Source organism: Pseudomonas benzenivorans, assembly GCF_033547155.1.
GTDB classification, from domain to species: Bacteria; Pseudomonadota; Gammaproteobacteria; order Pseudomonadales; family Pseudomonadaceae; genus Aquipseudomonas; species Aquipseudomonas benzenivorans_B.
Genome location: NZ_CP137892.1, coordinates 4,452,397 through 4,476,842, shown reverse-complemented (window position 1 = coordinate 4,476,842; position 24,446 = coordinate 4,452,397). Strand labels below are relative to the sequence as shown.

23 protein-coding genes are annotated in these 24,446 nt (G+C 65.6%); 9 read left to right on the top strand and 14 right to left on the bottom strand.

The genetic code is table 11. The features are described from left to right. Positions 1-8: 8 nt before the first annotated feature. The 5 genes from mnmE to rpmH all read right to left on the bottom strand — a co-directional run bounded on the left by mnmE (position 9) and on the right by rpmH (position 3,918). Complete coding sequence (mnmE, locus tag SBP02_RS20700) at positions 9-1,376, bottom strand: tRNA uridine-5-carboxymethylaminomethyl(34) synthesis GTPase MnmE (protein ID WP_318644280.1); 1,368 nt, start codon at positions 1,374-1,376, stop codon at positions 9-11. Between the two features lie 76 nt (positions 1,377-1,452). Beyond that, positions 1,453-3,126 (bottom strand): membrane protein insertase YidC, encoded by a 1,674-nt coding sequence (yidC, locus tag SBP02_RS20695; RefSeq protein ID WP_318644279.1) that lies wholly within the window; start codon positions 3,124-3,126, stop codon positions 1,453-1,455. Positions 3,127-3,128: 2 nt separating this feature from the next. Then, positions 3,129-3,374, bottom strand: a complete 246-nt coding sequence (gene yidD / locus SBP02_RS20690) for a membrane protein insertion efficiency factor YidD (RefSeq protein WP_318644278.1) — start codon at positions 3,372-3,374, stop codon at positions 3,129-3,131. Further along, the gene (rnpA, locus tag SBP02_RS20685) at positions 3,367-3,768 is read right to left on the bottom strand and encodes a ribonuclease P protein component (protein WP_318644277.1); all 402 of its coding nucleotides are present in this window, start codon (positions 3,766-3,768) and stop codon (positions 3,367-3,369) included. Before rnpA ends, yidD begins: the two co-directional genes overlap by 8 nt. 15 nt (positions 3,769-3,783) lie before the next feature. Beyond that, positions 3,784-3,918, bottom strand: coding sequence for a 50S ribosomal protein L34 (gene rpmH / locus SBP02_RS20680; protein ID WP_003246698.1), 135 nt, complete (start codon positions 3,916-3,918; stop codon positions 3,784-3,786). Between the two features lie 524 nt (positions 3,919-4,442). Here rpmH and dnaA point away from each other — a divergent pair. The 4 genes from dnaA to gyrB are packed head-to-tail and all read left to right on the top strand — an operon-like array spanning position 4,443 to position 10,589. Then, on the top strand, positions 4,443-5,921 hold the full coding sequence (dnaA, locus tag SBP02_RS20675) for a chromosomal replication initiator protein DnaA (RefSeq protein WP_318644276.1): 1,479 nt from the start codon (positions 4,443-4,445) through the stop codon (positions 5,919-5,921). Between the two features lie 32 nt (positions 5,922-5,953). Beyond that, complete coding sequence (dnaN, locus tag SBP02_RS20670) at positions 5,954-7,057, top strand: DNA polymerase III subunit beta (RefSeq protein ID WP_318644275.1); 1,104 nt, start codon at positions 5,954-5,956, stop codon at positions 7,055-7,057. Positions 7,058-7,063: 6 nt separating this feature from the next. Further along, a complete protein-coding gene (recF, locus tag SBP02_RS20665; protein ID WP_318644274.1) occupies positions 7,064-8,167 on the top strand; it encodes a DNA replication/repair protein RecF in 1,104 nt (367 codons plus the stop codon). A gap of 4 nt (positions 8,168-8,171) precedes the next feature. Then, positions 8,172-10,589, top strand: coding sequence for a DNA topoisomerase (ATP-hydrolyzing) subunit B (gene gyrB / locus SBP02_RS20660; RefSeq protein ID WP_318644273.1), 2,418 nt, complete (start codon positions 8,172-8,174; stop codon positions 10,587-10,589). A 474-nt stretch (positions 10,590-11,063) separates the two neighbouring features. Here the strand turns inward: gyrB and SBP02_RS20655 are convergent, their stop codons facing one another. The 4 genes from SBP02_RS20655 to glyQ all read right to left on the bottom strand — a co-directional run bounded on the left by SBP02_RS20655 (position 11,064) and on the right by glyQ (position 15,502). After that, the gene (locus tag SBP02_RS20655) at positions 11,064-11,837 is read right to left on the bottom strand and encodes a lysophospholipid acyltransferase family protein (protein ID WP_318644272.1); all 774 of its coding nucleotides are present in this window, start codon (positions 11,835-11,837) and stop codon (positions 11,064-11,066) included. 36 nt (positions 11,838-11,873) lie between these two features. After that, on the bottom strand, positions 11,874-12,404 hold the full coding sequence (gene gmhB, locus SBP02_RS20650) for a D-glycero-beta-D-manno-heptose 1,7-bisphosphate 7-phosphatase (protein WP_318644271.1): 531 nt from the start codon (positions 12,402-12,404) through the stop codon (positions 11,874-11,876). Positions 12,405-12,503: 99 nt separating this feature from the next. Beyond that, on the bottom strand, positions 12,504-14,558 hold the full coding sequence (glyS, locus tag SBP02_RS20645) for a glycine--tRNA ligase subunit beta (RefSeq protein ID WP_318644270.1): 2,055 nt from the start codon (positions 14,556-14,558) through the stop codon (positions 12,504-12,506). Further along, positions 14,555-15,502 (bottom strand): glycine--tRNA ligase subunit alpha, encoded by a 948-nt coding sequence (glyQ, locus tag SBP02_RS20640; protein ID WP_318644269.1) that lies wholly within the window; start codon positions 15,500-15,502, stop codon positions 14,555-14,557. The genes glyS and glyQ overlap by 4 nt, the downstream gene beginning before the upstream one ends. 83 nt (positions 15,503-15,585) lie before the next feature. On the opposite strand from glyQ, the gene SBP02_RS20635 reads away from it, so the two are divergent. The 3 genes from SBP02_RS20635 (at position 15,586) to SBP02_RS20625 (ending at position 17,477) form a co-directional block, all read left to right on the top strand. Then, positions 15,586-16,140 (top strand): DNA-3-methyladenine glycosylase I, encoded by a 555-nt coding sequence (locus tag SBP02_RS20635; protein WP_318644268.1) that lies wholly within the window; start codon positions 15,586-15,588, stop codon positions 16,138-16,140. Positions 16,141-16,225: 85 nt separating this feature from the next. Then, on the top strand, positions 16,226-17,113 hold the full coding sequence (locus SBP02_RS20630; RefSeq protein ID WP_318644267.1) for a lysophospholipid acyltransferase: 888 nt from the start codon (positions 16,226-16,228) through the stop codon (positions 17,111-17,113). A 100-nt stretch (positions 17,114-17,213) separates the two neighbouring features. Next, a complete protein-coding gene (locus SBP02_RS20625) occupies positions 17,214-17,477 on the top strand; it encodes a PilZ domain-containing protein (RefSeq protein ID WP_318644266.1) in 264 nt (87 codons plus the stop codon). Positions 17,478-17,482: 5 nt separating this feature from the next. Here SBP02_RS20625 and SBP02_RS20620 read toward each other — a convergent pair whose 3' ends face one another. From SBP02_RS20620 to def, 5 genes are read right to left on the bottom strand one after another with little or no spacing between them, the layout of a single operon-like run. After that, positions 17,483-17,803, bottom strand: a complete 321-nt coding sequence (locus SBP02_RS20620; protein ID WP_318644265.1) for a tetratricopeptide repeat protein — start codon at positions 17,801-17,803, stop codon at positions 17,483-17,485. 44 nt (positions 17,804-17,847) lie between these two features. Further along, a complete protein-coding gene (gene trkA / locus SBP02_RS20615) occupies positions 17,848-19,221 on the bottom strand; it encodes a Trk system potassium transporter TrkA (RefSeq protein WP_318644264.1) in 1,374 nt (457 codons plus the stop codon). A 9-nt stretch (positions 19,222-19,230) separates the two neighbouring features. Then, positions 19,231-20,541, bottom strand: a complete 1,311-nt coding sequence (rsmB, locus tag SBP02_RS20610; RefSeq protein ID WP_318644263.1) for a 16S rRNA (cytosine(967)-C(5))-methyltransferase RsmB — start codon at positions 20,539-20,541, stop codon at positions 19,231-19,233. Further along, positions 20,538-21,482, bottom strand: coding sequence for a methionyl-tRNA formyltransferase (fmt, locus tag SBP02_RS20605; protein WP_318644262.1), 945 nt, complete (start codon positions 21,480-21,482; stop codon positions 20,538-20,540). Before fmt ends, rsmB begins: the two co-directional genes overlap by 4 nt. A 55-nt stretch (positions 21,483-21,537) precedes the next feature. Next, positions 21,538-22,044 carry a peptide deformylase gene (gene def, locus SBP02_RS20600; protein WP_318644261.1) on the bottom strand — a complete coding sequence of 169 codons (507 nt, stop codon included), beginning with the start codon at positions 22,042-22,044 and terminating at the stop codon, positions 21,538-21,540. Positions 22,045-22,199: 155 nt separating this feature from the next. On the opposite strand from def, the gene SBP02_RS20595 reads away from it, so the two are divergent. After that, a complete protein-coding gene (locus tag SBP02_RS20595) occupies positions 22,200-23,225 on the top strand; it encodes a LysM peptidoglycan-binding domain-containing protein (protein WP_318644260.1) in 1,026 nt (341 codons plus the stop codon). An 86-nt stretch (positions 23,226-23,311) separates the two neighbouring features. Further along, entirely contained in the window at positions 23,312-24,424 is a 1,113-nt protein-coding gene (dprA, locus tag SBP02_RS20590; protein WP_318644259.1) for a DNA-processing protein DprA, read from the top strand. Positions 24,425-24,446: the final 22 nt, after the last annotated feature.

The window sequence follows — 24,446 nt, the reverse complement described above, 5'->3', positions numbered from 1 at the left end:
CCGGCCCGTTATTTGCCGATGCAGAAGCTCGAGAAGATGCGCCCGAGCAGCTCGTCGGAACTGAAGGCGCCGGTGATTTCGCCGAGGGCGTGCTGGGCTTGGCGCAGGTCTTCGGCGAGCAGCTCGCCGGCGCCGGCCAGGGTCAGCTGGGCGTGACCGTGCTCGAGGCTGGCGGCCGCCTGACGCAGGGCCTGGAGGTGGCGCCGGCGGGCGCTGAAGCCGCTCTCGGTGGTCTGTTCGTAGCCCATGCAGGCCTTCAGGTGCTCGCGCAGCAGCTCCAGGCCGGTGCCCGCCTTGGCCGACAGGCTGAGGGTCACATGGCCGTCGGCGCCGACTTCGAGGGCCACCGGCTCGCCGGACAGGTCGGCCTTGTTGCGGATCAGGGTGACCCTGGCCGGGTCCGGGCGCTGCTGGAGAAACTCGGGCCACAGGGCGAAGGGGTCGCAGGCCTCGGGGGCCGTGGCGTCGACCATCAGGAGGATGCGGTCGGCCTCGGCGATGGCTTTCAGGGCGCGCTCTACGCCGATTCTCTCCACCTGGTCATCGGTGTCGCGCAGGCCGGCGGTGTCGACCACGTGCAGGGGCATGCCGTCGATGTGGATATGTTCGCGCAGCACGTCGCGGGTGGTGCCGGCGATCTCGGTGACTATGGCCGCCTCGCGCCCGGCCAGGGCATTGAGCAGGCTCGACTTGCCGGCGTTCGGCCGGCCGGCGATGACCACGGTCATGCCGTCGCGCAGCAGGGCGCCCTGGCCGGCCTCGCGCAGCACTGTGGATAAGTCTGTCCGCAGTTCTTCGAGCAGGCCGAGGACATGGCCGTCGGCGAGGAAGTCGATCTCCTCTTCGGGAAAGTCGATGGCCGCCTCGACATAGATGCGCAGCTGGATCAGGCGCTCGGTGAGGGCGTGGATGCGCCGCGAGAATTCGCCCTGCAGGGACCGGAGGGCATTGCGTGCGGCCTGTTCGGAGCTGGCTTCGATCAGGTCGGCGATGGCTTCGGCCTGGGCCAGGTCCAGCTTGTCGTTGAGGAAGGCCCGCTCGCTGAACTCGCCGGGACGGGCCAGGCGGGCGCCGAGCTCCAGACAGCGGCGCAGCAGCAGGTCCAGCACCACCGGACCGCCATGCCCCTGCAGTTCGAGCACGTCCTCTCCGGTGAAGGAGTGGGGGCCGGGGAAGTACAGGCTCAGGCCTTCGTCGATCAGTTGATCCTGCTGTGCATAGAAGGCGCCGTAGTGGGCGTAACGTGGCTGCAGCTCGCGCTGGCAGATGCTGCGGGCGATGGTCGCCGCCAGCGGGCCGGAGACGCGCACGATGCCGACCCCGCCACGGCCCTGGGCGGTGGCGACGGCGGCGATGGTTTCACGGGCAGTTTGCATGCTGGGCTCCGATGGCTGGATAGCAAGACGCCCCACAGCGGGGGCGTCTTGTTTAGCGCTCAGAAGCCGGGGCGGGTCAGGCGGCTGCGGCCTTGCTCGCGGCTTCGATCTTGCGGGTAATGTACCACTGCTGGGCGATGGACAGGACGTTGTTGACCACCCAGTACAGCACCAGGCCCGCAGGGAACCAGAGGAAGAAGAAGGTGAAGATGATCGGCATCAGCTTCATCACCCGGGCCTGCATCGGGTCCGGCGGCGTCGGGTTGAGCTGCTGCTGGATGAACATGGTGGCGCCCATGATGATCGGCAGGATGAAGAACGGATCCTTGATCGACAGGTCGGTTATCCACAGCAGCCAGGGGGCCTGGCGCATTTCCACGCTTTCCAGCAGCACCCAGTAGAGGGCGAGGAACACCGGCATCTGCACCAGGATCGGCAGGCAGCCGCCCAGCGGGTTGATCTTCTCCTTCTTGTACAGCTCCATCATCGCCTGGGACATCTTCTGGCGATCGTCGCCGAACTGTTCCTTCAGCGCCTGCAGCTTCGGCGATACCGCACGCATGCGCGCCATCGACTTGTAGCTGGCGCCCGACAGCGGGAAGAACGCCAATTTGATGAGGATGGTCAGGACGATGATCGACCAGCCCCAGTTGCCCAGCAGGGCATGGATATGCTCGAGCAGCCAGAAAATCGGCTTGGCGAGGAACCAGAGGAAGCCGTAGTCGACGGTCAGATCCAGGCCGGGGGACAGGGCCTCGAGGTTCTCCTGGATCTTGGGGCCGGCATAGAGGATGGCGCTGGTTTCGGCGCTGGCGCCGGCCGGCACGTTCAGCGCCGGGCCGGTGAAGCCGATGATGTAGTTGCCCTGGCTGTCCTTGCGGGTCTGTACCAGGTTGTTGCTGTCCTTCTGCGGAATCCAGGCGGTGACGAAGTAGTGCTGCAGCCAGGCGATCCAGCCCCCCTGAACGGTTTCGCGCAGGTTCTGGTCGTCCATGTCGCCGGTGGACACCTTGGTGTAGGGCTTCTCCTGGGTCCAGAGCGCGGCCCCCAGGTAGGTCGCGGTGCCGGTGGCGGTGCTGGAGGAGGGATCGCCGCTGTCGTCGCGCTTGAGCTGGGCGAACAGATTGCCGGTCCAGGCCTGGGCGCTCTGGTTATCGATGCGGTAGCTGACGTTGAGGTCGTACTGGCCACGTTCGAAGGTGAAACGCTTGATGTAGTCGATCCCGGCCTCGCTGAACGCCAGCTCGACCACCAGCTGATCCTGATCATCGGCTAGGCGATATTCGCGCTGCGCGCTGCGGTACAGCGGGCGACCGCTGGCACGTGCGTCCGGGCCGTTGGCGCCGGTCAGACCGCTCTGCGCCAGATACAGGCGCTCACCGCCGTTGTCGAACAGCTGGAAGGGCACGTCCGGCCGGTCCTGGCGGCGTGGGTACTGCGACAGGTGCAGTTGCACCACGTCCCCGCCACGGGGGTCGATAGACAGGTCCAGGACATCGGTCTTGACCCGGATAAGCTCGTCGCTGACCGCCTCGGTGGTCACTGGCGCTGCACTGGTTTCGGCACCGGCCGTCGGTACATCGTCACTGGTGCCGGCCACGGCGGTTTCCGGCAAGCCGGGTACGGAGCTACTGGCTGAGGCGGTCTGAGTCGGCAGCGCAGCTTGGCCATAGTCCTGGTTCCACTGGAGAACCATCATATAGGACACGATTGCCAGGGCGACGATCAGGATCGTGCGTTGAATATCCATGATTATTCGGCCATCGAAGAGGATCGGGAGGATTTCGCGGAGGGTACCGGGTCGTAGCCACCGGGATTCCAGGGGTGGCAGCGACCGAGCCGACACAGGGTCAGCCAGCCACCACGCAGAAGGCCATGCGATTCGATGGCTTCCTGCGCGTAACAGGAACAACTGGGATAGAAACGACAGTGACTGGCCATCAGCGGACTGATGGCATAGCGGTAGAACTGGATTGGAACCAGAGCCAGTTTACGCATGGGGATTGTCGCTCAGCCCGGATTGGGCCGTGGCCTGCTGGGCGGGCTTGTCGCGCGCCAGGCGTTTCCACAGCTTGCCGAACTGGTGGGCCAGTTCGGCGTTCTGCAAGTCGCCCAAGCCCTTACGCGCCACCACCACTATGTCCCAACCTGCCAGGACGTCCTGGTTGAGGCGGAACGATTCGCGAATCTGGCGTTTCAGGCGATTGCGCTCAACCGAGAGCTTGACGCTCTTCTTGCCGATCACCAGACCCAAGCGGGGGTGATCCAGCTCGTTGTCGCGCACGAGCAGCAGGACATTTCTGCCCGGAGCTTTGCCGCTGGGGGAGTCGAAGACTGCCTTGAACTGGCGGGGAGTCAGCAGACGCTTTTCCCGGCCGAAGCCTCGACTCACCACAAGACAGGATGCTTAGACGGTCAGACGCTTACGGCCCTTGGCGCGACGACGCGACAGGACAGCACGACCGTTCTTGGTGGCCATACGGGCACGGAAGCCGTGGGTGCGAGCGCGCTTGATGGTGCTGGGTTGGAAAGTGCGTTTCATGATGCGGTACCTGGGTGGTCGTCGACGGGCCGGAATGGCCCCGGTTTTAAGAGACCGGCGATTGTAGAGAAAGCCGTGGGTCAGGTCAATTTCCAACCAGGCTTTCCGGTGATCGAAAGAATATAGAGAAGAGAATATTTAAAGATGTTTTGTAGTGTTTATGATGATTAGGCCTGTGGGTTTCTGTGGGTAAGTTCTCGAGAGCCGCGCTCCGCCTGGCCTGGAGGGTTGGAGCAAGTCTGTCGAAAAACCGTGCTGCAGCTGTGTGTTGGCGGCGGATAAGCTGAGGATGAAATGCCCTGTTATCCACAGCAGCGTTATGCACCCTGTTGTACCTCGGTTTATCCAGCGGGCTGAAGGTCTGTTATCCACAGGGTTGCTGGCGTCATTCGCAACGGCCGGTATGACCAATAAGGCGTTGATTTTCCTTGGGGGTAGTCCCGCTTTCATGTGGATAACTCGCCCTTCGGCGGCTACAATGGCGGCTGTTTTTGCCTCACCGCCTTCCGACTTAGGGGATATCCGTGTCCGTGGAACTTTGGCAGCAGTGCGTGGAGCTTCTGCGCGATGAACTGCCTGCTCAGCAATTCAACACCTGGATCCGTCCACTGCAGGTCGAAGCCGAAGGCGACGAGCTTCGCGTCTACGCGCCCAATCGCTTCGTGCTCGACTGGGTCAATGAGAAGTACCTGGGGCGCCTGCTGGAGCTCTTGTCCGAACGGGCCAATGGTCTGGTTCCCGCCCTTTCCTTATTAATAGGCAGCAAGCGGGCGGCCGCGCCGCGAGTCATGGCCAGTGTTGCGAGCAACCCGGCCACCATCAGCGCCCCACAACCCCAGCCGAGCATGGCTGCCGCGCCTGTCGCCGAGCAGCCGTTGCGGGCGACCTTCGACAGCATGGCGCAGAGCACTGCCGTTCAGCCTCAGAGCCAGCCACCGGTGCGTACCGAGCGCACGGTGCAGGTCGAGGGCGCGCTCAAGCACACCAGCTACCTGAACCGGACCTTCACCTTCGACAATTTCGTCGAGGGTAAATCCAACCAACTGGCCAGGGCTGCGGCCTGGCAGGTCGCCGACAACCCCAAGCACGGCTACAACCCGCTGTTCCTCTACGGCGGCGTCGGCCTGGGCAAGACCCACTTGATGCACGCGGTGGGCAACCACCTGCTGGCGAAGAATCCCAACGCCAAGGTGGTCTACCTGCACTCCGAGCGCTTCGTGGCCGACATGGTCAAGGCGCTGCAGCTGAACGCGATCAACGAATTCAAGCGTTTCTACCGCTCGGTGGATGCGCTGCTGATCGACGACATCCAGTTCTTCGCCAAGAAGGAGCGCTCCCAGGAGGAGTTCTTCCACACCTTCAATGCCCTGCTCGAGGGCGGCCAGCAGGTGATCCTCACCAGCGACCGCTATCCCAAGGAGATCGAGGGGCTGGAAGAGCGCCTGAAGTCGCGCTTCGGCTGGGGCCTGACCGTGGCGGTGGAGCCGCCCGAGCTGGAAACCCGGGTGGCGATCCTGATGAAGAAGGCCGATCAGGCCAGGATCGATCTGCCCCACGATGCGGCATTCTTCATCGCCCAGCGCATTCGCTCCAACGTGCGCGAGCTGGAAGGCGCACTGAAGCGGGTGATCGCCCACTCCCATTTCATGGGCCGCGACATCACCATCGAGCTGATCCGCGAGTCGCTGAAGGACCTGCTGGCCCTGCAGGACAAGCTGGTCAGCATCGACAATATTCAGCGCACGGTCGCCGAGTACTACAAGATCAAGATTTCCGATCTGCTGTCCAAGCGCCGCTCCCGTTCCGTGGCTCGCCCCCGCCAGGTGGCCATGGCGCTGTCCAAGGAACTGACTAATCACAGTCTGCCGGAGATCGGCGATGCCTTCGGCGGGCGCGATCACACCACGGTATTGCATGCATGCCGTAAGATTGCTGAACTTAGGGAATCCGACGCGGACATCCGCGAGGACTACAAGAATCTGCTGCGTACACTGACCACTTAACTACGCTATTCCACTAGGCAAGGGACTAGACCATGCATTTCACCATTCAACGCGAAGCCCTGTTGAAACCGCTGCAACTGGTCGCCGGCGTCGTGGAACGCCGCCAGACCTTGCCCGTGTTGTCCAATGTGCTGCTGGTCGTGGAAGGCCAGCAGCTGTCGCTGACCGGCACCGACTTGGAAGTCGAGTTGGTCGGTCGGGTGGCCCTGGAAGATGCCGCCGAACCCGGCGAGATCACCGTGCCGGCGCGCAAGCTCATGGACATCTGCAAGAGTCTGCCGAGCGACGCGCTGATCGATATCCGCGTCGACGAGCAGAAGCTCCTGGTCAAGGCCGGCCGCAGCCGCTTCAGCCTGTCGACCCTGCCGGCCAACGATTTTCCGACGGTGGAAGAAGGCCCGGGTTCGCTGACCTTCGACCTTGTGCAGAGCAAGCTGCGTCGGCTGATCGAGCGTACCAGCTTCGCCATGGCCCAGCAGGACGTGCGCTACTACCTCAACGGCATGCTGCTGGAAGTGCAGAGCGGCGTGTTGCGTGCGGTGGCCACCGACGGCCATCGCCTGGCCATGTGCTCCATGGAGGCGGCCATCCAGCAGGACGGCAAGCATCAGGTCATTGTGCCGCGCAAGGGCATTCTGGAGTTGGCTCGCCTGCTCACCGAGCAGGACGGCAGCGTCAGCGTGGTGCTGGGGCAGAATCATATTCGCGCCACCACCGGCGAGTTCACCTTCACCTCCAAGCTGGTCGACGGCAAGTTCCCGGATTACGAGCGCGTGCTGCCGCGTGGTGGCGACAAGCTGGTGGTGGCCGATCGTCAGGGGCTGCGTGAGGCCTTCAGCCGTACCGCCATCCTGTCCAACGAGAAGTACCGGGGCATCCGCCTGCAACTGGCCGCCGGCCTGCTGAAGATTCAGGCCAACAACCCGGAGCAGGAAGAGGCCGAGGAAGAAATCGCCGTGGACTACAACGGCAGCGCCTTGGAAATCGGCTTCAACGTCAGCTACCTGCTGGATGTGCTGGGGGTGATGACCACCGAGCAGGTGCGTCTGATTCTTTCCGACGCCAACAGCAGTGCACTGGTACAGGAAGCCGACAACGACGATTCCGCCTATGTCGTAATGCCGATGCGCCTGTAAACCTGCATGTCGCTCAGCCGCGTCACCGTCACCGCGGTGCGTAATCTGCACCCGGTGACCCTCTCCCCCTCCCCCCGCATCAACATCCTCCACGGCGCCAACGGCAGCGGCAAGACCAGCTTGCTCGAGGCCGTGCACCTGCTTGGCCTGGCGCGTTCCTTCCGCAGTAGCCGGCTGCTGCCGTTGATCCAGTACGAGCAACCGGCCTGTACGGTATTCGGCCAGGTGCTGAAGGCGGACGGACGCTTAAGCAACCTGGGCGTATCCCGCGATCGCCAGGGCGAATTGCAGATTCGTATCGACGGCCAGAATGCGCGCAGCGCTGCACAACTCGCAGAAGCCTTGCCGCTGCAGTTGATCAATCCAGACAGTTTTCGCCTGCTGGAGGGTGCGCCCAAGGTTCGCCGGCAGTTCCTCGACTGGGGTGTGTTCCACGTGGAACCTCGTTTCCTGCCGGCCTGGCAGCGCCTGCAGAAGGCCCTGCGGCAGCGGAACTCGTGGCTGCGGCATGGTACACTTGACGCCGCCTCGCAGGCGGCCTGGGACCGTGAATTGTGCCTGGCCAGCGACGAGATCGACGGTTATCGGCGCGCCTATATCCAAGCCCTGAAACCGGTGTTCGAGCGAACTCTCGAGGAGCTGGTCGAGCTGCAGGGGCTGAGCCTCAGTTACTACCGTGGCTGGGACAAGGAGCGTGAGTTGAACGACGTGCTGGCCGCCTCCCTGTCCAGAGACCAGCAGATGGGGCATACCCAGGCGGGGCCGCAGCGGGCCGATCTCCGGTTGAGGTTGGGAGCGCACAACGCCGCGGACATCTTGTCCCGCGGCCAGCAGAAGTTGGTTGTTTGCGCCCTGCGTATTGCCCAGGGGCATTTGGTCGATCAGGCCAAGCGCGGCCAGTGCATCTATCTGGTGGATGACTTGCCATCGGAGCTGGATGAGCAGCATCGTCGCGCACTGTGTCGTTTATTAGAAGATTTGCACTGCCAGGTGTTTATCACCTGTGTAGACCATGAATTGTTGCGGGAAGGCTGGCGCACGGATACGCCGGTTGCCATGTTCCACGTGGAACATGGCGGTATCACCCAGACCCACGACCACCGGGAGTGAAGGCATGAGCGAAAACCAAACGTACGACTCCAATAACATCAAGGTCCTCAAGGGCCTGGATGCCGTACGCAAGCGACCTGGTATGTACATCGGCGACACCGACGATGGCAGTGGTCTGCACCACATGGTGTTCGAGGTGGTCGACAACTCGATTGACGAAGCGCTCGCGGGCTATTGCAGCGAAATCACCATCACCATTCACCCGGACGAATCCATCAGCGTGCGCGACAACGGTCGCGGTATCCCGGTGGACATCCACAAGGACGAAGGCGTCTCCGCCGCCGAAGTGATCATGACCGTCCTGCATGCCGGCGGTAAGTTCGACGACAACAGCTACAAGGTATCCGGCGGTCTGCACGGGGTCGGTGTATCGGTGGTCAACGCGCTGTCCAAGGAACTGATCCTGACCATCCGCCGCAACGGCAAGATCTGGGAGCAGACCTACGTCCACGGCGTGCCCCAGGCCCCCCTGGCTGCCGTGGGTGACACCGATGGAACCGGTACGCAGATCCACTTCCGCCCCTCGGAAGAGACCTTCCACAACATCCACTTCAGCTGGGACATCCTGGCCAAGCGCCTGCGCGAACTGTCTTTCCTCAACTCCGGGGTGGGCATCCTGCTGAAGGACGAGCGCAGCGGCAAGGAAGAGCTGTTCAAGTACGAGGGCGGACTGCGTGCCTTCGTCGAGTACCTGAACATCAACAAGTCCACGGTCAACCAGGTGTTCCACTTCAACGTCCAGCGTGACGACGGGGTCGGGGTGGAAGTCGCCTTGCAGTGGAACGACAGCTTCAACGAGAACATCCTGTGCTTCACCAACAACATCCCGCAGCGTGACGGCGGCACCCACCTGGCCGGTTTCCGCTCGGCTTTGACGCGCAACCTGAACGCCTATATCGAGCAGGAAGGTCTGGCCAAGAAGCACAAGATCTCCACCACCGGCGACGATGCCCGCGAAGGCCTCACGGCCATCATCTCGGTCAAGGTGCCGGACCCCAAGTTCAGCTCGCAGACCAAGGACAAGCTGGTCTCCTCCGAGGTGAAGACCGCGGTCGAACAGGAGATGGGCAAGTATTTCTCCGACTTCCTGCTGGAGAACCCCAACGAAGCCAAGGCCGTGGTCGGCAAGATGATCGATGCCGCCCGGGCTCGCGAGGCGGCGCGCAAGGCACGGGAGATGACCCGGCGCAAGGGCGCCCTGGACATCGCCGGGCTGCCCGGCAAGCTGGCCGACTGTCAGGAAAAAGACCCGGCGCTGTCCGAACTCTACATAGTGGAGGGTGATTCCGCCGGCGGCTCGGCCAAGCAGGGGCGCAACCGCAAGACGCAGGCAATCCTGCCGCTCAAGGGCAAGATCCTCAATGTCGAGAAGGCGCGCTTCGACAAGATGATTTCCTCCCAGGAGGTCGGCACCCTGATCACCGCCCTCGGCTGTGGTATCGGCCGCGAGGAATACAACATCGACAAGCTGCGTTACCACAACATCATCATCATGACCGATGCCGATGTCGACGGTTCGCACATCCGTACCCTGCTGCTGACCTTCTTCTTCCGCCAGCTGCCGGAGCTGGTCGAGCGTGGCTACATCTATATCGCTCAACCGCCGCTGTACAAGGTCAAGCGCGGCAAGCACGAGCAGTACATCAAGGACGACGAGGCCATGGAAGAGTACATGACCCAGTCGGCCCTGGAGGACGCCAGCCTGCACGTCAACGAGAGTGCGCCTGGCTTGTCCGGCGAGGCACTGGAGCGCCTGGTCAACGACTACCGCATGGTAATGAAGACCCTCAAGCGCCTGTCGCGCCTGTACCCTCAGGAGCTGACCGAGCACTTCGTCTACCTGCCGGCGGTGACCCTGGAGCAGCTGGCCGACAAGGATGCCATGCAGAACTGGTTGCACCAGTTCGAGACCCGCCTGAAGACCATGGAGAAGTCCGGTCTGGTGTACAAGACCAGCCTGCGCGAAGACCATGAGCGTCACCTGTGGCTGCCGGAAGTCGAACTCATCTCCCACGGCATTTCCAACTACATCACCTTCAACCGGGACTTCTTCTCCAGCAACGACTACAAGACGGTCACCGGCCTGGGCGAACAGCTCAACAACCTGCTGGAGGACGGGGCCTACGTACAGCGTGGCGAGCGTAAGAAGCCGGTCAGCACCTTCAAGGACGCCCTGGGTTGGCTGATGACCGAGAGCACCAAGCGCCACAGCATTCAGCGCTACAAGGGGCTCGGCGAGATGAACCCGGACCAGCTGTGGGAAACCACCATGGACCCGGAAGTGCGGCGCATGCTCAAGGTGCGGATCGAGGACGCGATTGCCGCGGACCAGATCTTCAATACCCTGATGGGCGACGAGGTGGAGCCGCGCCGCGACTTCATCGAGACCAACGCGCTGGCGGTGTCCAACCTGGACGTATAACTCGTGGCCTGGGTATAGCGAATGGCTTACACGGATTGACGGTGTTTGGAGATATCGAACTCCGCTGCCCGCGATTAATCTATACCCGTCCACTAAGCGAAGGACTCGCTTGGAATCAAGGATGATTGACCATCGCTAGGAAGCACCGACAGGATGTCGAATGGTCAGGAAAAAACCCGCTTCGGCGGGTTTTTTGTTATCTGCTTGAAAGCCTAGGTCATCCCCGATCTCGATTATTCCAGTCATTCAATGCGAGCACGCCTGCCCTTTCGACGGGGCGTATTCGGGCTCCCCGATAGATATTCGCGAGCATAAGAAAGCCGGCCACAAGGGCCGGCTTTTGTGTGTCCTGTAAAAACTTATTCACTCAAACGACAAATTAGAGCTAGCGCTAAAGGCCTATTAAATCAGTGAGTTAAGTCGTTACCTGTGGCTGGTTTGATTTTTTATGAACAGCTTATCCACAGCCTGGGTTCAGGCCGACTCCACGGGCTCGCTGGGCACCACGCCGGAGTCGAGGGCGCCGATTTCCCGCTGTGCCTGGGCGACCCAGGCGAAGGCGCGGTCGTTCAGTTCGGCGATGGCCCGAGGCCCATTGCCCTCGGCGTGCAGGGCCGGGCCGATGACCACCTGAACGGTGCCAGGTGTCTTGCCCCAACCCTCCTTGGGCCAGAACTCGCCGGCGTTGTGCGCCACCGGTAGCACCGGCAGGTTGGCGTTAACCGCCAGGGACGCGCCGCCGCGGGAGAACTTGCCGATCTGCCCGGTGGGAATGCGTGTGCCCTCGGGGAACACCAGCACCCAGGCGCCCTGCTCCAGGCGCTCGTGGCCCTGGCTGGCGACCTGCTTGAGGGCGGCCTTGGGGTTGCTGCGGTCGATGGCGATGGGCTTGAGCATGGCGATGGCCCAGCCGAAGAACGGCACATACAGCAGCTCGCGCTTGAGCACCTGGGTGAGGGGTTCGAACAGCGCGGAGAGGAAGAAGGTCTCCCAGGTGCTCTGGTGCTTGGCCAGGATCACGCAGGGGCGCTGGGGGATGTTCTCCAGGCCCTTGACCTCGTAGCGGATGCCAATGATCGTCTTGGCCAGCCATACGGCGCAGCGGCACCAGGTCTGCACCACGAAGCGGTAGCGGGCGCGGAACGGCAGGAAGGGCGCCACGAACATGCTGAGGATGCACCAGAAGCAGGCGCTCAGGGACAGCAGCAGGTAGAAGAGAACGATTCTGGAGGACTGCACTGGCGACATAGGAGCCTTTACCGTGGCAGGCCGCGGCCTGCGTTATCAGGGGAGGAGATGAGCGGCGACGGCCGCCAGGTCCTCGAATACCAGGGTGCCCGCTGGCAGGGGTTTGGCCAGGGTGCGTTCGCCCTTGCCGGTCTTGACCAGTACGGGCTGACAATCGACGGCTTGGGCAGCCTGGAGGTCACCGCTGCTGTCGCCGACGAACCACACTCCGGCCAGCGAAACGGCGTAATGCTCGGCGATGGCCTGGAGCATACCGGGTTTGGGCTTGCGGCAGTCACAGCCGTCGTCCGGGCCGTGGGGGCAATGCACGATCAGGCCGAGCTCGCCGCCCTGCTCCGCCACCAGCTGGCGCAGGTGGGCATGCATGGCCTCCAGGGTCGCCGCATCGTAATAGCCGCGGGCCAGGCCGGACTGGTTGGTGGCCACCGCCACGGTCCAGCCGGCCTTGGACAGGCGGGCGATGGCCTCGATCGCCCCGGGCATCGGGATCCACTCCTCCAGGGTCTTGATGTAGGCGTCGGAGTCGTGATTGATCACGCCGTCGCGGTCGAGAATCAGCAGTTTCATGCTAGGTCCGCAGGATGGGTTAGCCGCCTAGCGGCGTAACCCAGTGGCAATGCGCAGATGGGGCGAGCGGCGCGCGACCCATCCTCCCTACTCCGGGTCTCAGCCCAGCACCGAGATGTCGGCGACGCCGAGGAACAGGCCGCGCAGACGCGCCAGCAGCGCGTAGCGGTTGGCCCGCACGGCCGCGTCGTCGGCATTGACCAGCACTGCCTCGAAGAAGCTGTCCACCGGCTCGCGCAGGCTGGCCAGGTGCTCCAGGGCCTCGCGGTAGCAGCGTGCCGCCGCCATCGGTTGCACCGCCTGCTCGGCGTTGGCCACGGCCTCGGCCAGGGCCTGTTCGGCCGGTTCCTGCAGCAGGGCACGCTCGACCTGCGCGGGCACGCTGCCCTCGAACTTGCTCAGCAGATTCCACACCCGCTTGTTCGCCGCGGCCAGGGCCTCGGCCTCGCTGCGCGCGCGGAAGGCTTGCACCGCCTGCACGCGCTGGTCGAAGTCCAGCGGCGCGCTGGGGCCGAGGGCGCGCACCGACTGGTACACGGCCACGTCCACGCCTTCGTCCTCGTAGCGCGCGCGCAGGCGGTCGAAGACGAAGTCCAGCACCTGGCCGGCCAGGCCCTCGGCCTTGACCTTGTCGCCGTACTGCGCGATGGCGAAGGCCACGGCCTCGTTCAGGTCCAGGTCCAGGCCCTTCTCGATGAGGATGCGCAGCACGCCGAGGGCGGCGCGGCGCAGGGCGTAGGGGTCCTTGCTGCCGGTGGGCAGCATGCCGATGCCGAAGATGCCGACCAGGGTGTCGAGCTTGTCGGCCAGGGCCACGGCGGCGCCGGTCAGGGTGCTCGGCAGCTCGGCCCCGGCGCCGCGCGGCATGTACTGCTCGTTCAACGCCAGGGCCACATCCTCGGCCTCGCCGTCGTGCTTGGCGTAATAGTAGCCGGCGATGCCCTGCATCTCCGGGAACTCGCCGACCATCTCGCTGGCCAGGTCGCACTTGCACAGGATGCCGGCGCGCGCCGCGCGTTCGGCGTCGCCGCCGACCCGCTCGGCGATGAAGGCGGCGAGTTTGGAAACGCGCTGGGCCTTCTCGAACACGGAGCCGAGCTGGGCCTGGAACACCACGTTCGCCAGGCGCTCGTTGAAGTGCTCCAGCGGCTGCTTCTGGTCCTGCTTGAAGAAGAACTCGGCGTCGGTCAGGCGCGGGCGCACCACCTTCTCGTTGCCGGCGACGATCTGCGCCGGGTCCTTGCTCTCGACGTTGGCCACGGTGATGAAGCGTGGCAGCAGCTTGCCGCCGGCATCCAGCAGGCAGAAGTACTTCTGGTTGTCCTGCATGGTGGTGATCAGGGCTTCCTGGGGCACGGCGAGGAAGCGTTCCTCGAAGGAACAGACCAGCGGCACCGGCCATTCGACCAGGGCGCTGACCTCATCCAGCAGCGCCGGCGGCACTATGGCGCTGCCCCGCTGCTCGGCGGCCAGCTCGGCGACGCGCCGGGCGATCAGCTCGCGGCGCTCGGCGAAGTCGGCCAGCACGTAGGCGCTGCGCAGGTCTTCCAGGTAGGTGGCGGCACTGCTGATGCGCACCTTGGCCGGGCTGTGGAAGCGGTGGCCGCGGGACTCGCGGCCGGCCTTCTGGGCGAGGATCTCGCAGTCGATCACCTCGTCGCCGAACAGCATCACCAGCCACTGGGTCGGCCGCACGAACTCGTCGCGGCGGGCCGCCCAGCGCATGCGCTTGGGAATCGGCAGCTCGTTCAGCGAGGCCTCGACGATCGCCGGCAGCAGCGCGCTGGCCGGTTGGCCGGGAATGCGCTGGGTATAGCGCAGCTTGGGCCCGCTCTGGTCGATCTCGGCGAGTTCCACGCCACACTTCTTGGCGAAGCCCAGGGCCGCCTGGGTCGGTTGGCCGGCGGCGTTGAAGGCGGCCTGCAGCGGCGGGCCGTCGAGGTTATGGCTGCGATCGGGCTGCTGGGTCGCCAGCTGATCGATCTGCACGGCCAGACGGCGCGGCGCGGCATAGAACCGGCAGGCCCGGTAGTCGAGGCCGGCGGCCTTGAGGCCCTTCTCGATGCCGGCGAGGAAGGCCTCGCCGAGGCTCTTCAGGGCCTTGGGCGGCAGCTCTTCGGTGCCCAGTTCGACGAGGAAATCCAATGCACTCATTCTGCAGCCTCCAGCTTGGCCAGTACTTCGTCACGCAGTTCGGGGGTGGCCATGGGGAAGCCGAGTTTGCGCCGCGCCTGCAGGTAGCTCTGGGCCACGGCGCGGGCCAGGGTGCGCACGCGCAGGATGTAGCGCTGGCGTTCGGTCACCGAGATGGCGCGGCGGGCGTCGAGCAGGTTGAAGGTGTGCGAGGCCTTGAGCACCATCTCGTAGGTCGGCAGCGGCAGCTCCAGCTCGATCAGGCGGTTGGCCTCGCTCTCGTAGAAGTCGAACAGCTCGAACAGCTTGTCGACGTTGGCGTGTTCGAAGTTGTAGGTGGACTGCTCCACCTCGTTCTGGTGGAACACGTCGCCGTAGGTGACCTTGCCGAACGGGCCGTCGGTCCACACCAGGTCGTACACCGAGTCGACGCCCTGGATGTACATGGCCAGGCGCTCCAGGCCGTAGGTGATCTCGCCGGTCACCGGGTAGCACTCGATGCCGCCGGCCTGCTGGAAGTAGGTGAACTGGGTGACTTCCATGCCGTTGAGCCAGATTTCCCAACCCAGGCCCCAGGCGCCGAGGGTCGGCGACTCCCAGTTGTCCTCGACGAAGCGGATGTCGTGCACCAGCGGGTCGATGCCGATGGCTGCGAGCGAACCCAGGTACAGTTCCTGGAAGTTCTCCGGGTTGGGCTTCAGGACCACCTGGAACTGGTAGTAGTGCTGCAGGCGGTTGGGGTTCTCGCCGTAGCGGCCGTCGGTGGGGCGGCGACTGGGCTGCACGTAGGCGGCGTTCCAGGATTCCGGGCCGACGGCGCGCAGGAAGGTGGCGGTGTGGAAGGTGCCGGCGCCCACTTCCATGTCGTAGGGCTGCAGCACCACGCAGCCCTGTTCGGCCCAGTACTGCTGCAGGGTCAGGATCAGGTCTTGGAAGGTGCGCACGGCAGGCGTAGTCTGGCTCACGAAAAATTCACCTGTTGAGGCTGCGACGGAAAACCCGGGAGTATACCCCAATCCGTCCGCCCTCCACCGCCCGGGAAGGCCCTATGCCACGCTGCTTCTGGTGCACCGACGACCCCCTCTATCAGGCTTACCACGATCGGGAATGGGGGGTGCCGCAGCGCGACCCCCGGGCCCTGTTCGAGCTGCTGTTGCTCGAGGGCTTTCAGGCTGGCCTGTCCTGGATCACCGTGCTGAAGAAGCGCGAACGCTACCGCCAGGTGCTGTTCGGCTTCGATCCGCAGCGCCTGGCGCAGTTGAGCGACGAGGAGATCGAGGCGCTGATGCAGGACCCGGGGATCATCCGCAACCGCCTCAAGCTCAGGGCCGCGCGGCAGAACGCCCAGGCCTGGCTGAGGCTCGACGACCCGGTGGCGCTGCTCTGGTCCTTCGTCGGCGGCCGGCCGAAGATCAACCACTTCGCCGAACGCGGCGAGGTGCCGGCGGCCACCGCCGAGGCCGAGGCCATGAGCCGCGCGCTGAAGCAGGCCGGCTTCACCTTCGTCGGCCCGACCATCTGCTACGCCTACATGCAGGCCGCCGGCCTGGTCATGGACCACACCAGCGACTGCGATCGCTACGCCGTGCTGGCGGCGGGCTGAGCGAGGCCGCGCCACGTCACCCGCGGCTGCATGGCGGGGCGTGGCTTGGTTACAATAGGCGCTTTGCGATTGTCGGGAGTTGCCTGTGGAGAAGCTCAAAGGTGCGCTGGTGGTGGGCTTCCTGCGCCTGCTCGCCCTGTTGCCCTGGCGCGCCGTGCAAGCGCTGGGCGGCGCCATCGGTTGGCTGATGTGGAAGCTGCCCAACGGTTCGCGCAGCGTCGCCAGCACCAACCTGCGCAAGTGCTTCCCGGAGCTGGACGCGGCCGCCCACCAGCGCCTGTTGCGCGAGACCCTGCAAGGCATCGGCAAGACCCTCACCGAAAGCGCCTGCGCCTGGGTCTGGCCGGCGCACAGGTCCCTGGCCCTGGTGCGAGAGGTGGAGGGTCTGGAGGTGCTGCAGCAGGCCCTGGCCTCGGGCAAGGGGGTGGTCGGCATCACCAGCCACCTGGGCAACTGGGAAGTGCTCAACCACTTCTACTGCGCCCAGTGCAAGCCGATCATCTTCTACCGCCCGCCCAAGCTCAAGGCGGTGGACGAGCTGTTGGCCCGGCAGCGGGTGCAGATGGGCAACCGGGTGGCGCCCTCGACCAAGGAAGGCATCCTCAGCGTCATCAAGGAAGTGCGCCGCGGCGGCGCCGTGGGCATTCCCGCCGACCCGGAGCCGAGCCTGTCCTCCGGCGTGTTCGTGCCCTTCTGCGGCGTGCCGACCCTGACCAGCAAGTTCGTCCCCGGCATGCTCGCCGGCGGCAAGGCCCGGGGGGTGTTCCTGCACGCCCTGCGCCTGGCTGACGGCAGCGGCTACAAGGTCATACTGGAGGCTGCACCGGAAGGCATGTACAGCGAGGATGTCGCCGAAGGCGTGGCCGCCATGAGCGCGGTGATCGAGCGCTACGTGCGTGCCTACCCGAGCCAGTACATGTGGAGCATGAAGCGCTTCAAGAAGCGCCCCGACGGCGAGCCGAAGTGGTACTAGCGGCGCGCAGCGCTTCGAGGTTTTCCTGTCGCGCCCGCCGGAGCCGACAGCTACTCTGCATGAGTCATTTCCACAGCCCCTGTCGAGGATCGCTGCAGCCATGTCCAACCAGCGTCAGCATGTGCGTACGTCGATGAAATGCCGGATCAAGATCTGTCATCCGAGCTTCGGTGAACTGGTGGCGCAGACCCGCGACTTGTCCGATGGCGGGGTGTACGTCAAGCACCCGCAGCTCACCGAGCTGGTTGCCGGCACCCGGGTCACCGGCCAGGTCCAGGACCTGCCGATCGAGGCACCGGTGCTGCAGATGGAGGTGATGCGCGTGGATGCCGAGGGGGTCGGCCTGCGCTTCGTCGAGGACTGAGCCGCTCAGTCGGCGGAACTCTGCCGCTGCAGGCGCTTGAGGAACACCGTCATCTCCTTTTCCGCCTGCTTGTCGCCGTGGTCCTGGGCCGCGGCGATGCCCTGTTGCCAGGCCCGCTCGGCTGCCTGGCGGTCGCCCAGTTCCAGCTGCGCCTTGCCGAGCAGCTTCCAGGCCGCGGAGTAATTGGGGTCGTGCTCCACGCAACGCTGGAAGTGCTCGGCGGCGCGGGCGAATTCGCCGGCGTCCAGGTAGCCCTTGCCCAGGCCGAAGCGCAGCAGGGCATTGTCCATGCCCTGGGCCAGCATTTTTTCCAGGGATTCCAGCATGGTGACTCCGGCTCGCGGTTGGGTGGACGACGGGGGCGCGCTTCTTAGAAGAAGGTTAGCCCGACCTGGAACAGGCTTTCCGCCGCACGGATATATTTCTTGTCGACCAGGAACAGGATCACGTGGTCGCCGGACTCGATCACCGTGTCGTCGTGGGCGATCAGCACCTCCTCGTCGCGGATGATCGCGCCTATGGTGGTGCCCGGCGGCAGGGCGATCTCCTCAATCATGCGCCCGACCACCTTGCTCGACTTGGCGTCGCCGTGGGCGATGGCCTCGATGGCCTCGGCCGCGCCGCGGCGCAGCGAGTGCACGCTCTCGATGTCGCCGCGGCGCACGTGGGTCAGCAGGGTGCCGATGGTGGCCAGCTGCGGGCTGATGGCGATGTCGATCTCGCCGCCCTGGACCAGGTCGACATAGGCCGGGTTGTTGATGATGGTCATCACCTTGCGCGCGCCGAGGCGCTTGGCCAGCAGCGAGGACATGATGTTGGCCTCGTCGTCGTTGGTCAGGGCCAGGAAGATGTCGGCATCGTTGATGTTTTCCTCCACCAGCAGGTCGCGGTCCGAGGCGCTGCCCTGCAGCACCACGGTGCTGTCCAGGTTCTCCGAGAGGTAGCGGCAGCGCGCCGGGTTCATCTCGATGATCTTCACCTGGTAGCGGCTCTCGATGGCCTCGGCCAGGCGCTCGCCGATATGCCCGCCGCCAGCGATCACCACCCGCTTGTAGCTGTCCTCCAGGCGGCGCATCTCGCTCATCACCGCCCTAATGTGGGCCTTGGCGGCGATGAAGAACACCTCGTCGTCGGCCTCGATCACCGTATCGCCCTTGGGCATGATCGGCCGGTTGCGGCGGAAGATCGCCGCCACCCGGGTGTCGACGTTGGGCATGTGCTCGCGCAGCTGCTTGAGCTGCTGACCGACCAGCGGGCCGCCGTAGTAGGCGCGGACCGCCACCAGCTGGGCCTTGCCCTCGGCGAAGTCGATCACCTGCAGGGCACCGGGGTACTCGATCAGGCGCTTGATGTAGTTGGTCACCACCTGTTCCGGGCTGATCAGCACGTCCACCGGGATCGACTCGTTGTTGAACAGGCCGCTGCGGGTCAGGTAGGCGGCCTCGCGCACCCGGGCGATCTTGGTCGGGGTGTGGAACAGGGTGTAGGCCACCTGGCAGGCGATCATGTTGACTTCGTCGCTGTTGGTCACCGCCACCAGCATGTCGGCGTCGTCGGCGCCGGCCTGGCGCAGCACCGCGGGAAACGAGCCGCGGCCCTGCACCGTGCGGATGTCCAGACGGTCACCCAGTTCGCGCAGGCGGTCGCTGTCGGTGTCGACCACGGTGATGTCGTTGGCCTCGCTGGCCAGGTGTTCGGCCAGGGTGCCACCGACCTGGCCGGCGCCGAGAATGATGATCTTCATCTCTGTTCCTCAGCCGCGAGCGGCGGCGATCTTGATCAGCTTGGCATAGTAGAAGCCGTCATGGCCGTCCGTCTGGGCGAGCAGTTGGCGGCCGTGGGGCTGTTGCAGGCCGAAGGGCCCGGCGATGGCCAGCTCGCGGGCACCGGGGGTACGGGCGAGGAAGGCGGCGATCACCTCGGTGTTCTCCGTCGGCAGGGTCGAACAGGTGGCGTAGAGCAGGATGCCGCCGACCGCCAGGGTCGGCCACAGGGCGTCCAGCAGCTCGCCCTGCAACTGGGCCAGGGCGGGGATGTCCGCGGCCTGGCGGGTCAGCTTGATGTCCGGATGACGGCGGATCACCCCGGTGGCCGAACAGGGCGCATCCAGCAGGATGCGCTGGAAGGTCTGACCGTCCCACCAGGCGTCGACCGCGCGCGCATCGGCGGCGATCAGCTCGGCCTGCAGGCCGAGGCGCCCGAGATTTTCGCGCACCCGCACCAGGCGCTTTTCCTCCAGGTCCACCGCCACCACCGCGGCCAGCTCCGGCTGGGCTTCGAGCAGGTGGCAGGTCTTGCCGCCCGGCGCGCAGCAGGCATCCAGCACGCGCTGTCCCGGGGCCAGCTCGAGCAGCTCGGCAGCCAGCTGGGCGGCTTCGTCCTGCACGCTGACCCGGCCTTCGGCAAAGCCCGGCAGGCCGGTCACGTCGCAGGCCTGGAGCAGGCGGATACCGTCGCGGCTGTAGGCACAGAGCTCGGCTTCGATCCCCGCCGCGCGCAATTCGGTCAGGTAGTCATCGCGGCTGGCATGGCGCCGGTTGACCCGCAGGATCAACGGCGGATGGGCGTTGTTGGCCGCGCAGATGGCCTGCCAGTGCTCGGGCCAGTGGGCTTTCAGGGCCTTCTGCAGCCAGCGCGGATGGGCGCTGTGCAGCACCGGGTCGCGGTCGAGGCTGGCGATGATGGTCTCGCCTTCGCGCTGGGCGTTGCGCAGCACGGCATTGAGCAGGCCCTTGGCCGAGGACTTCTTCAGCTTGTCGGCGCAGCCCACAGTCTCGCCGATTGCCGCGTGGGCCGGGATGCGCGTGTAGAACAACTGGTACAGGCCGATCAGCAGCAGGGCTTCGAGGTCGCGATCGGTGGCCTTGAAGGGTTTCTGCAACAGCTTGTCCGCCAGCAGGGCCAGGCGCGGTTGCCAGCGGGCGGTGCCGAACGCCAGATCCTGGGCCAGGCCGCGGTCGCGCGGCGCGACCTTGTCCAGCAGCGGCGGCAGGCTGCTGCCCAGGGAGGCCTTGCCGCCGAGCACGCTGGCCAGGGCGCGGGCGGCGGCCAGGCGCGGGTTCACTGGCCGAGCACCGCGCCGATGGCGAACTGCTCGCGGCGGCTGTTGTACAGGTCGGCGAAGTCCAGGGCCTTGCCCCCCGGCAGCTGCAGGCGGGTCAAGCGCAGGGCCGCCTCGCCACAGGCGACCGTCAGGCCGTCCTTGCTCGCGGCGAGTATCTGCCCCGGTGCGCCGCGGCCGTCCGCCAGCTGGGCGGCGAGGACCTTGAGCGGTGCAGCGTCGAGCGTGCTGTGGCAGATCGGCCAGGGGTTGAAGGCGCGGATCAGGCGTTCCAGTTCCTCTGCCGGACGCGTCCAGTCGAGGCGCGCCTCGTCCTTGTTCAGCTTGTGTGCGTAGGTGGCCAGGCCGTCGTCCTGCTCTTCGCCGGCCAGCGTGCCATCGGCCAGGCCGGCGATGGCCTCGACCACGGCCCGGGGGCCGAGGACGGCGAGACGGTCGTGCAGGCTGCCGCCGGTGTCGTCGGCGGCGATGGGCGTGCCGACCTTGAGCAGCATCGGCCCGGTGTCCAGGCCGGCCTCCATGCGCATCACCGTCACCCCGCTCTCGTCGTCGCCGGCTTCGATGGCGCGCTGGATGGGCGCGGCACCGCGCCAGCGCGGCAGCAGCGAGGCGTGGCTGTTGATGCAGCCCAGGCGCGGGATGTCGAGCACCGCCTGCGGCAGGATCAGGCCGTAGGCCACCACCACCATCAGGTCGGGCGCCAGCGCCGCCAGTTCGGCCTGGGCCGCCGGGTCGCGCAGGCTCTGCGGCTGGTAGACGGGGATAGCGTGCTGCAGCGCCAGTTGCTTGACCGGGCTGGGCGTGAGCTTGTGCCCACGCCCGGCCGGGCGGTCCGGCTGGCTGTAGACGGCGACTATCTGGTGCGGGGTGTCGAGCAGGGTCTTGAGGTGCTCGGCGGCGAATTCCGGGGTGCCGGCGAAGACGATGCGCAGTGCTTCAGTCATGGGCTCTCGCTAAAGAAAAAGGCTTGCCGCGGCAAGCCTTTGTATGAGTCGTGGGTCACGCCCGCTGGCGGTGTTGCTTTTCCAGCTTCTTCTTGATGCGGTCGCGTTTCAGGGTCGACAGGTAGTCGACGAACAGCTTGCCGTTGAGGTGGTCGCATTCGTGCTGGATGCATACCGCCAGCAGGCCTTCGGCGATCAGCTCGAAGGGTTGGCCATCGCGGTCCAGGGCCTTGATCTTGACCTTCTGCGGGCGGTCGACGTTCTCGTAGAAGCCCGGTACCGAGAGGCAGCCTTCCTGGTACTGGTCCATCTCGTCGGTCAGGGTTTCGAACTCGGGGTTGATGAACACCCGCGGCTCGGAACGGTCTTCCGACAGGTCCATCACCACCACCCGCTTGTGCACGTTGACCTGGGTCGCGGCGAGGCCGATGCCCGGGGCTTCGTACATGGTTTCGAACATGTCGTCGATCAGCTGGCGCAGGGCGTCATCGACCACGTCCACCGGCTTGGCGATGGTGCGCAGGCGCGGATCGGGGAATTCGAGGATGTTCAGGATGGCCATAATTGGGTTTGTGATGCACTTGTGGAATAAAGTCAAAATCCGCTGCTAAGATGATGAGCAGCATTGAAAAACGGCTTCACGCCGCTGTTTCACTGGGTTTCAGTCGCGGCGCTAGGGCGCTCCACGTGAAGACACATAATAAAGGGATTCACCGTATGAGGAAATCACTACTCGCCCTGCTGCTGCTCGCCGCAGGCGGCTTGGCCCAGGCCGAAGTGCAGCTCAAGGAAGGTCACCCCGACCGTTACACCGTGGTCAAGGGCGATACCCTCTGGGACATTTCCGGCCGATTCCTCAGTCAGCCGTGGAAGTGGCCGGAGATCTGGCACGCCAACCCCCAGGTGGAAAACCCTCACCTCATCTATCCCGGCGATGAACTGAGCCTGGTCTACGTCGACGGCCAGCCGCGTCTGGTGCTCAATCGCGGCGAGTCGCGCGGCACCATCAAGCTGTCGCCCAAGGTGCGCGTCACGCCGATGGCCGAGGCCATCCCGACCATTCCGCTGGAGGCGATCAACAGCTTCCTGCTGAGCAACCGCATCGTCGATACCCCGGAGCAGTTCCAGGGGGCGCCCTATGTGGTCGCCGGCAACGCCGAGCGCGTGGTCAGCGGCGCCGGCGACCGCGTCTACGCCCGCGGCCAGTTCGACGAGAGCGCGCCGGTGTACGGCATCTTCCGCCAGGGCAAGACCTATGTCGACCCGGAGACCCAGGAGTTCCTCGGGATCAACGCCGACGACATCGGTGGCGGCGAGATAGTCGCCGAGGAAGGCGACATCGGCACCATGAACCTGACCCGCTCGACCCAGGAAGTGCGCCTGGGCGACCGCCTGTTCCCCACCGAGGAGCGGGCGATCAACTCGACCTTCATGCCCAGCGAGCCGGCCAACCCGATTAACGGCCTGATTCTCGACGTGCCGCGCGGCGTGACCCAGATCGGCCAGTTCGACGTGGTCACCCTGAACAAGGGCGCCCGTGACGGCCTGGAAGTGGGCAACGTGCTGGCGGTGTACAAGACCGGGGAAACCGTGCGCGACCGGGTTACCGGCGAGGCGGTGAAGATTCCCGATGAGCGTGCCGGCCTGCTGATGGTGTTCCGCACCTACGACAAGCTCAGCTATGGCCTGGTGCTCGGCGCCACCCGCCAACTGGCGGTACTGGACAAGGTCCGCAACCCCTAACAGAAAAAAGCCCCGCCAAGGCGGGGCTTTTTTCTGCCTGCCGCTAGCTGCCGTCAGCGCGGCGCGACCGATCAAGGATGATCAGCATGTCGCAATCTTTCAGTCCCCGCATGTCTCCCGCCGAATGCGAAGCCCGTTTGCGCCTGCATGCCCTGCCGGAGCTGGGGCCGCGGCGTTTTCGCAAGTTGCTGGCGGCCTTCGACAGTGCCGCCGCCGCCCTCAGCGCCCCGGCCAGTGCCTGGCGGGCCCTGGGCCTGCCGGCGGCCTGTGCCGAAGCCCGGCGCAGCGCCGAGGTGCGCGAGCGTGCCGCCGCCGCCCTGGCCTGGCTGGACGCGCCCGAGCACCATCTGCTGATGTGGGACGACCCGGCCTATCCGGGCTTGCTCGCCGAACTGGGCGACGCCCCGCCGCTGTTGTTCGTCGCCGGCGATCCCGGCCTGCTCGAGCGGCCGCAACTGGCCATGGTCGGCAGTCGCCGCGCCTCGCGGCCCGGCCTGGACTGTGCCCGCAGCTTCGCCCGCTGCCTGGCCGGCGGCGGCTTCGTGATCACCAGTGGTTTGGCTCTGGGCATCGATGGCGCCGCTCACCGGGGGGCGCTGGAGGCCGGCGGCAAGACCGTCGCGGTGCTGGGCACCGGCCTGGGGCACATCTACCCGGCGCGGCACGAGCGACTGGCGGCGGAGATCGTCGAGTGCGGTGGCGCCCTGGTCTCCGAGCTGCCCCTGGATTGTCCGCCCCAGGCCAGCAACTTTCCCCGGCGCAACCGCATCATCAGCGGCCTGTCCCTCGGCGTGCTGGTGGTCGAGGCCAGTCCCTCCAGCGGTTCGCTGATCACCGCCCGTCTGGCCGCCGAGCAGGGCCGCGAGGTGTATGCGATTCCCGGCTCCATCCACCATCCCGGGGCGCGCGGCTGTCACCAGTTGATCCGCGAAGGCGCCACCCTGGTGGAAAGCATCGAGCACATCCTCGAGGCCCTGCGCGGCTGGCAGGCGCCGCTGCCCGGTGCCGCCGAGCCGGGTGCGCCGGAGCGTCAGCCCCACCCCTTGCTCGACCTGCTGCACGCCGCCCCGCACAGCAGCGAGGCCCTGGCTGCGGCCAGTGGCTGGCCGCTGTCCGAGGTCCTGGCCGCCTTGACCGAGCTGGAGTTGGAGGGGCGTATCGCTCGCGAAGGCGGTCGCTGGGTGGGACGTGCCGACTGAGGCATGGCGAGGCTTGCGCAAG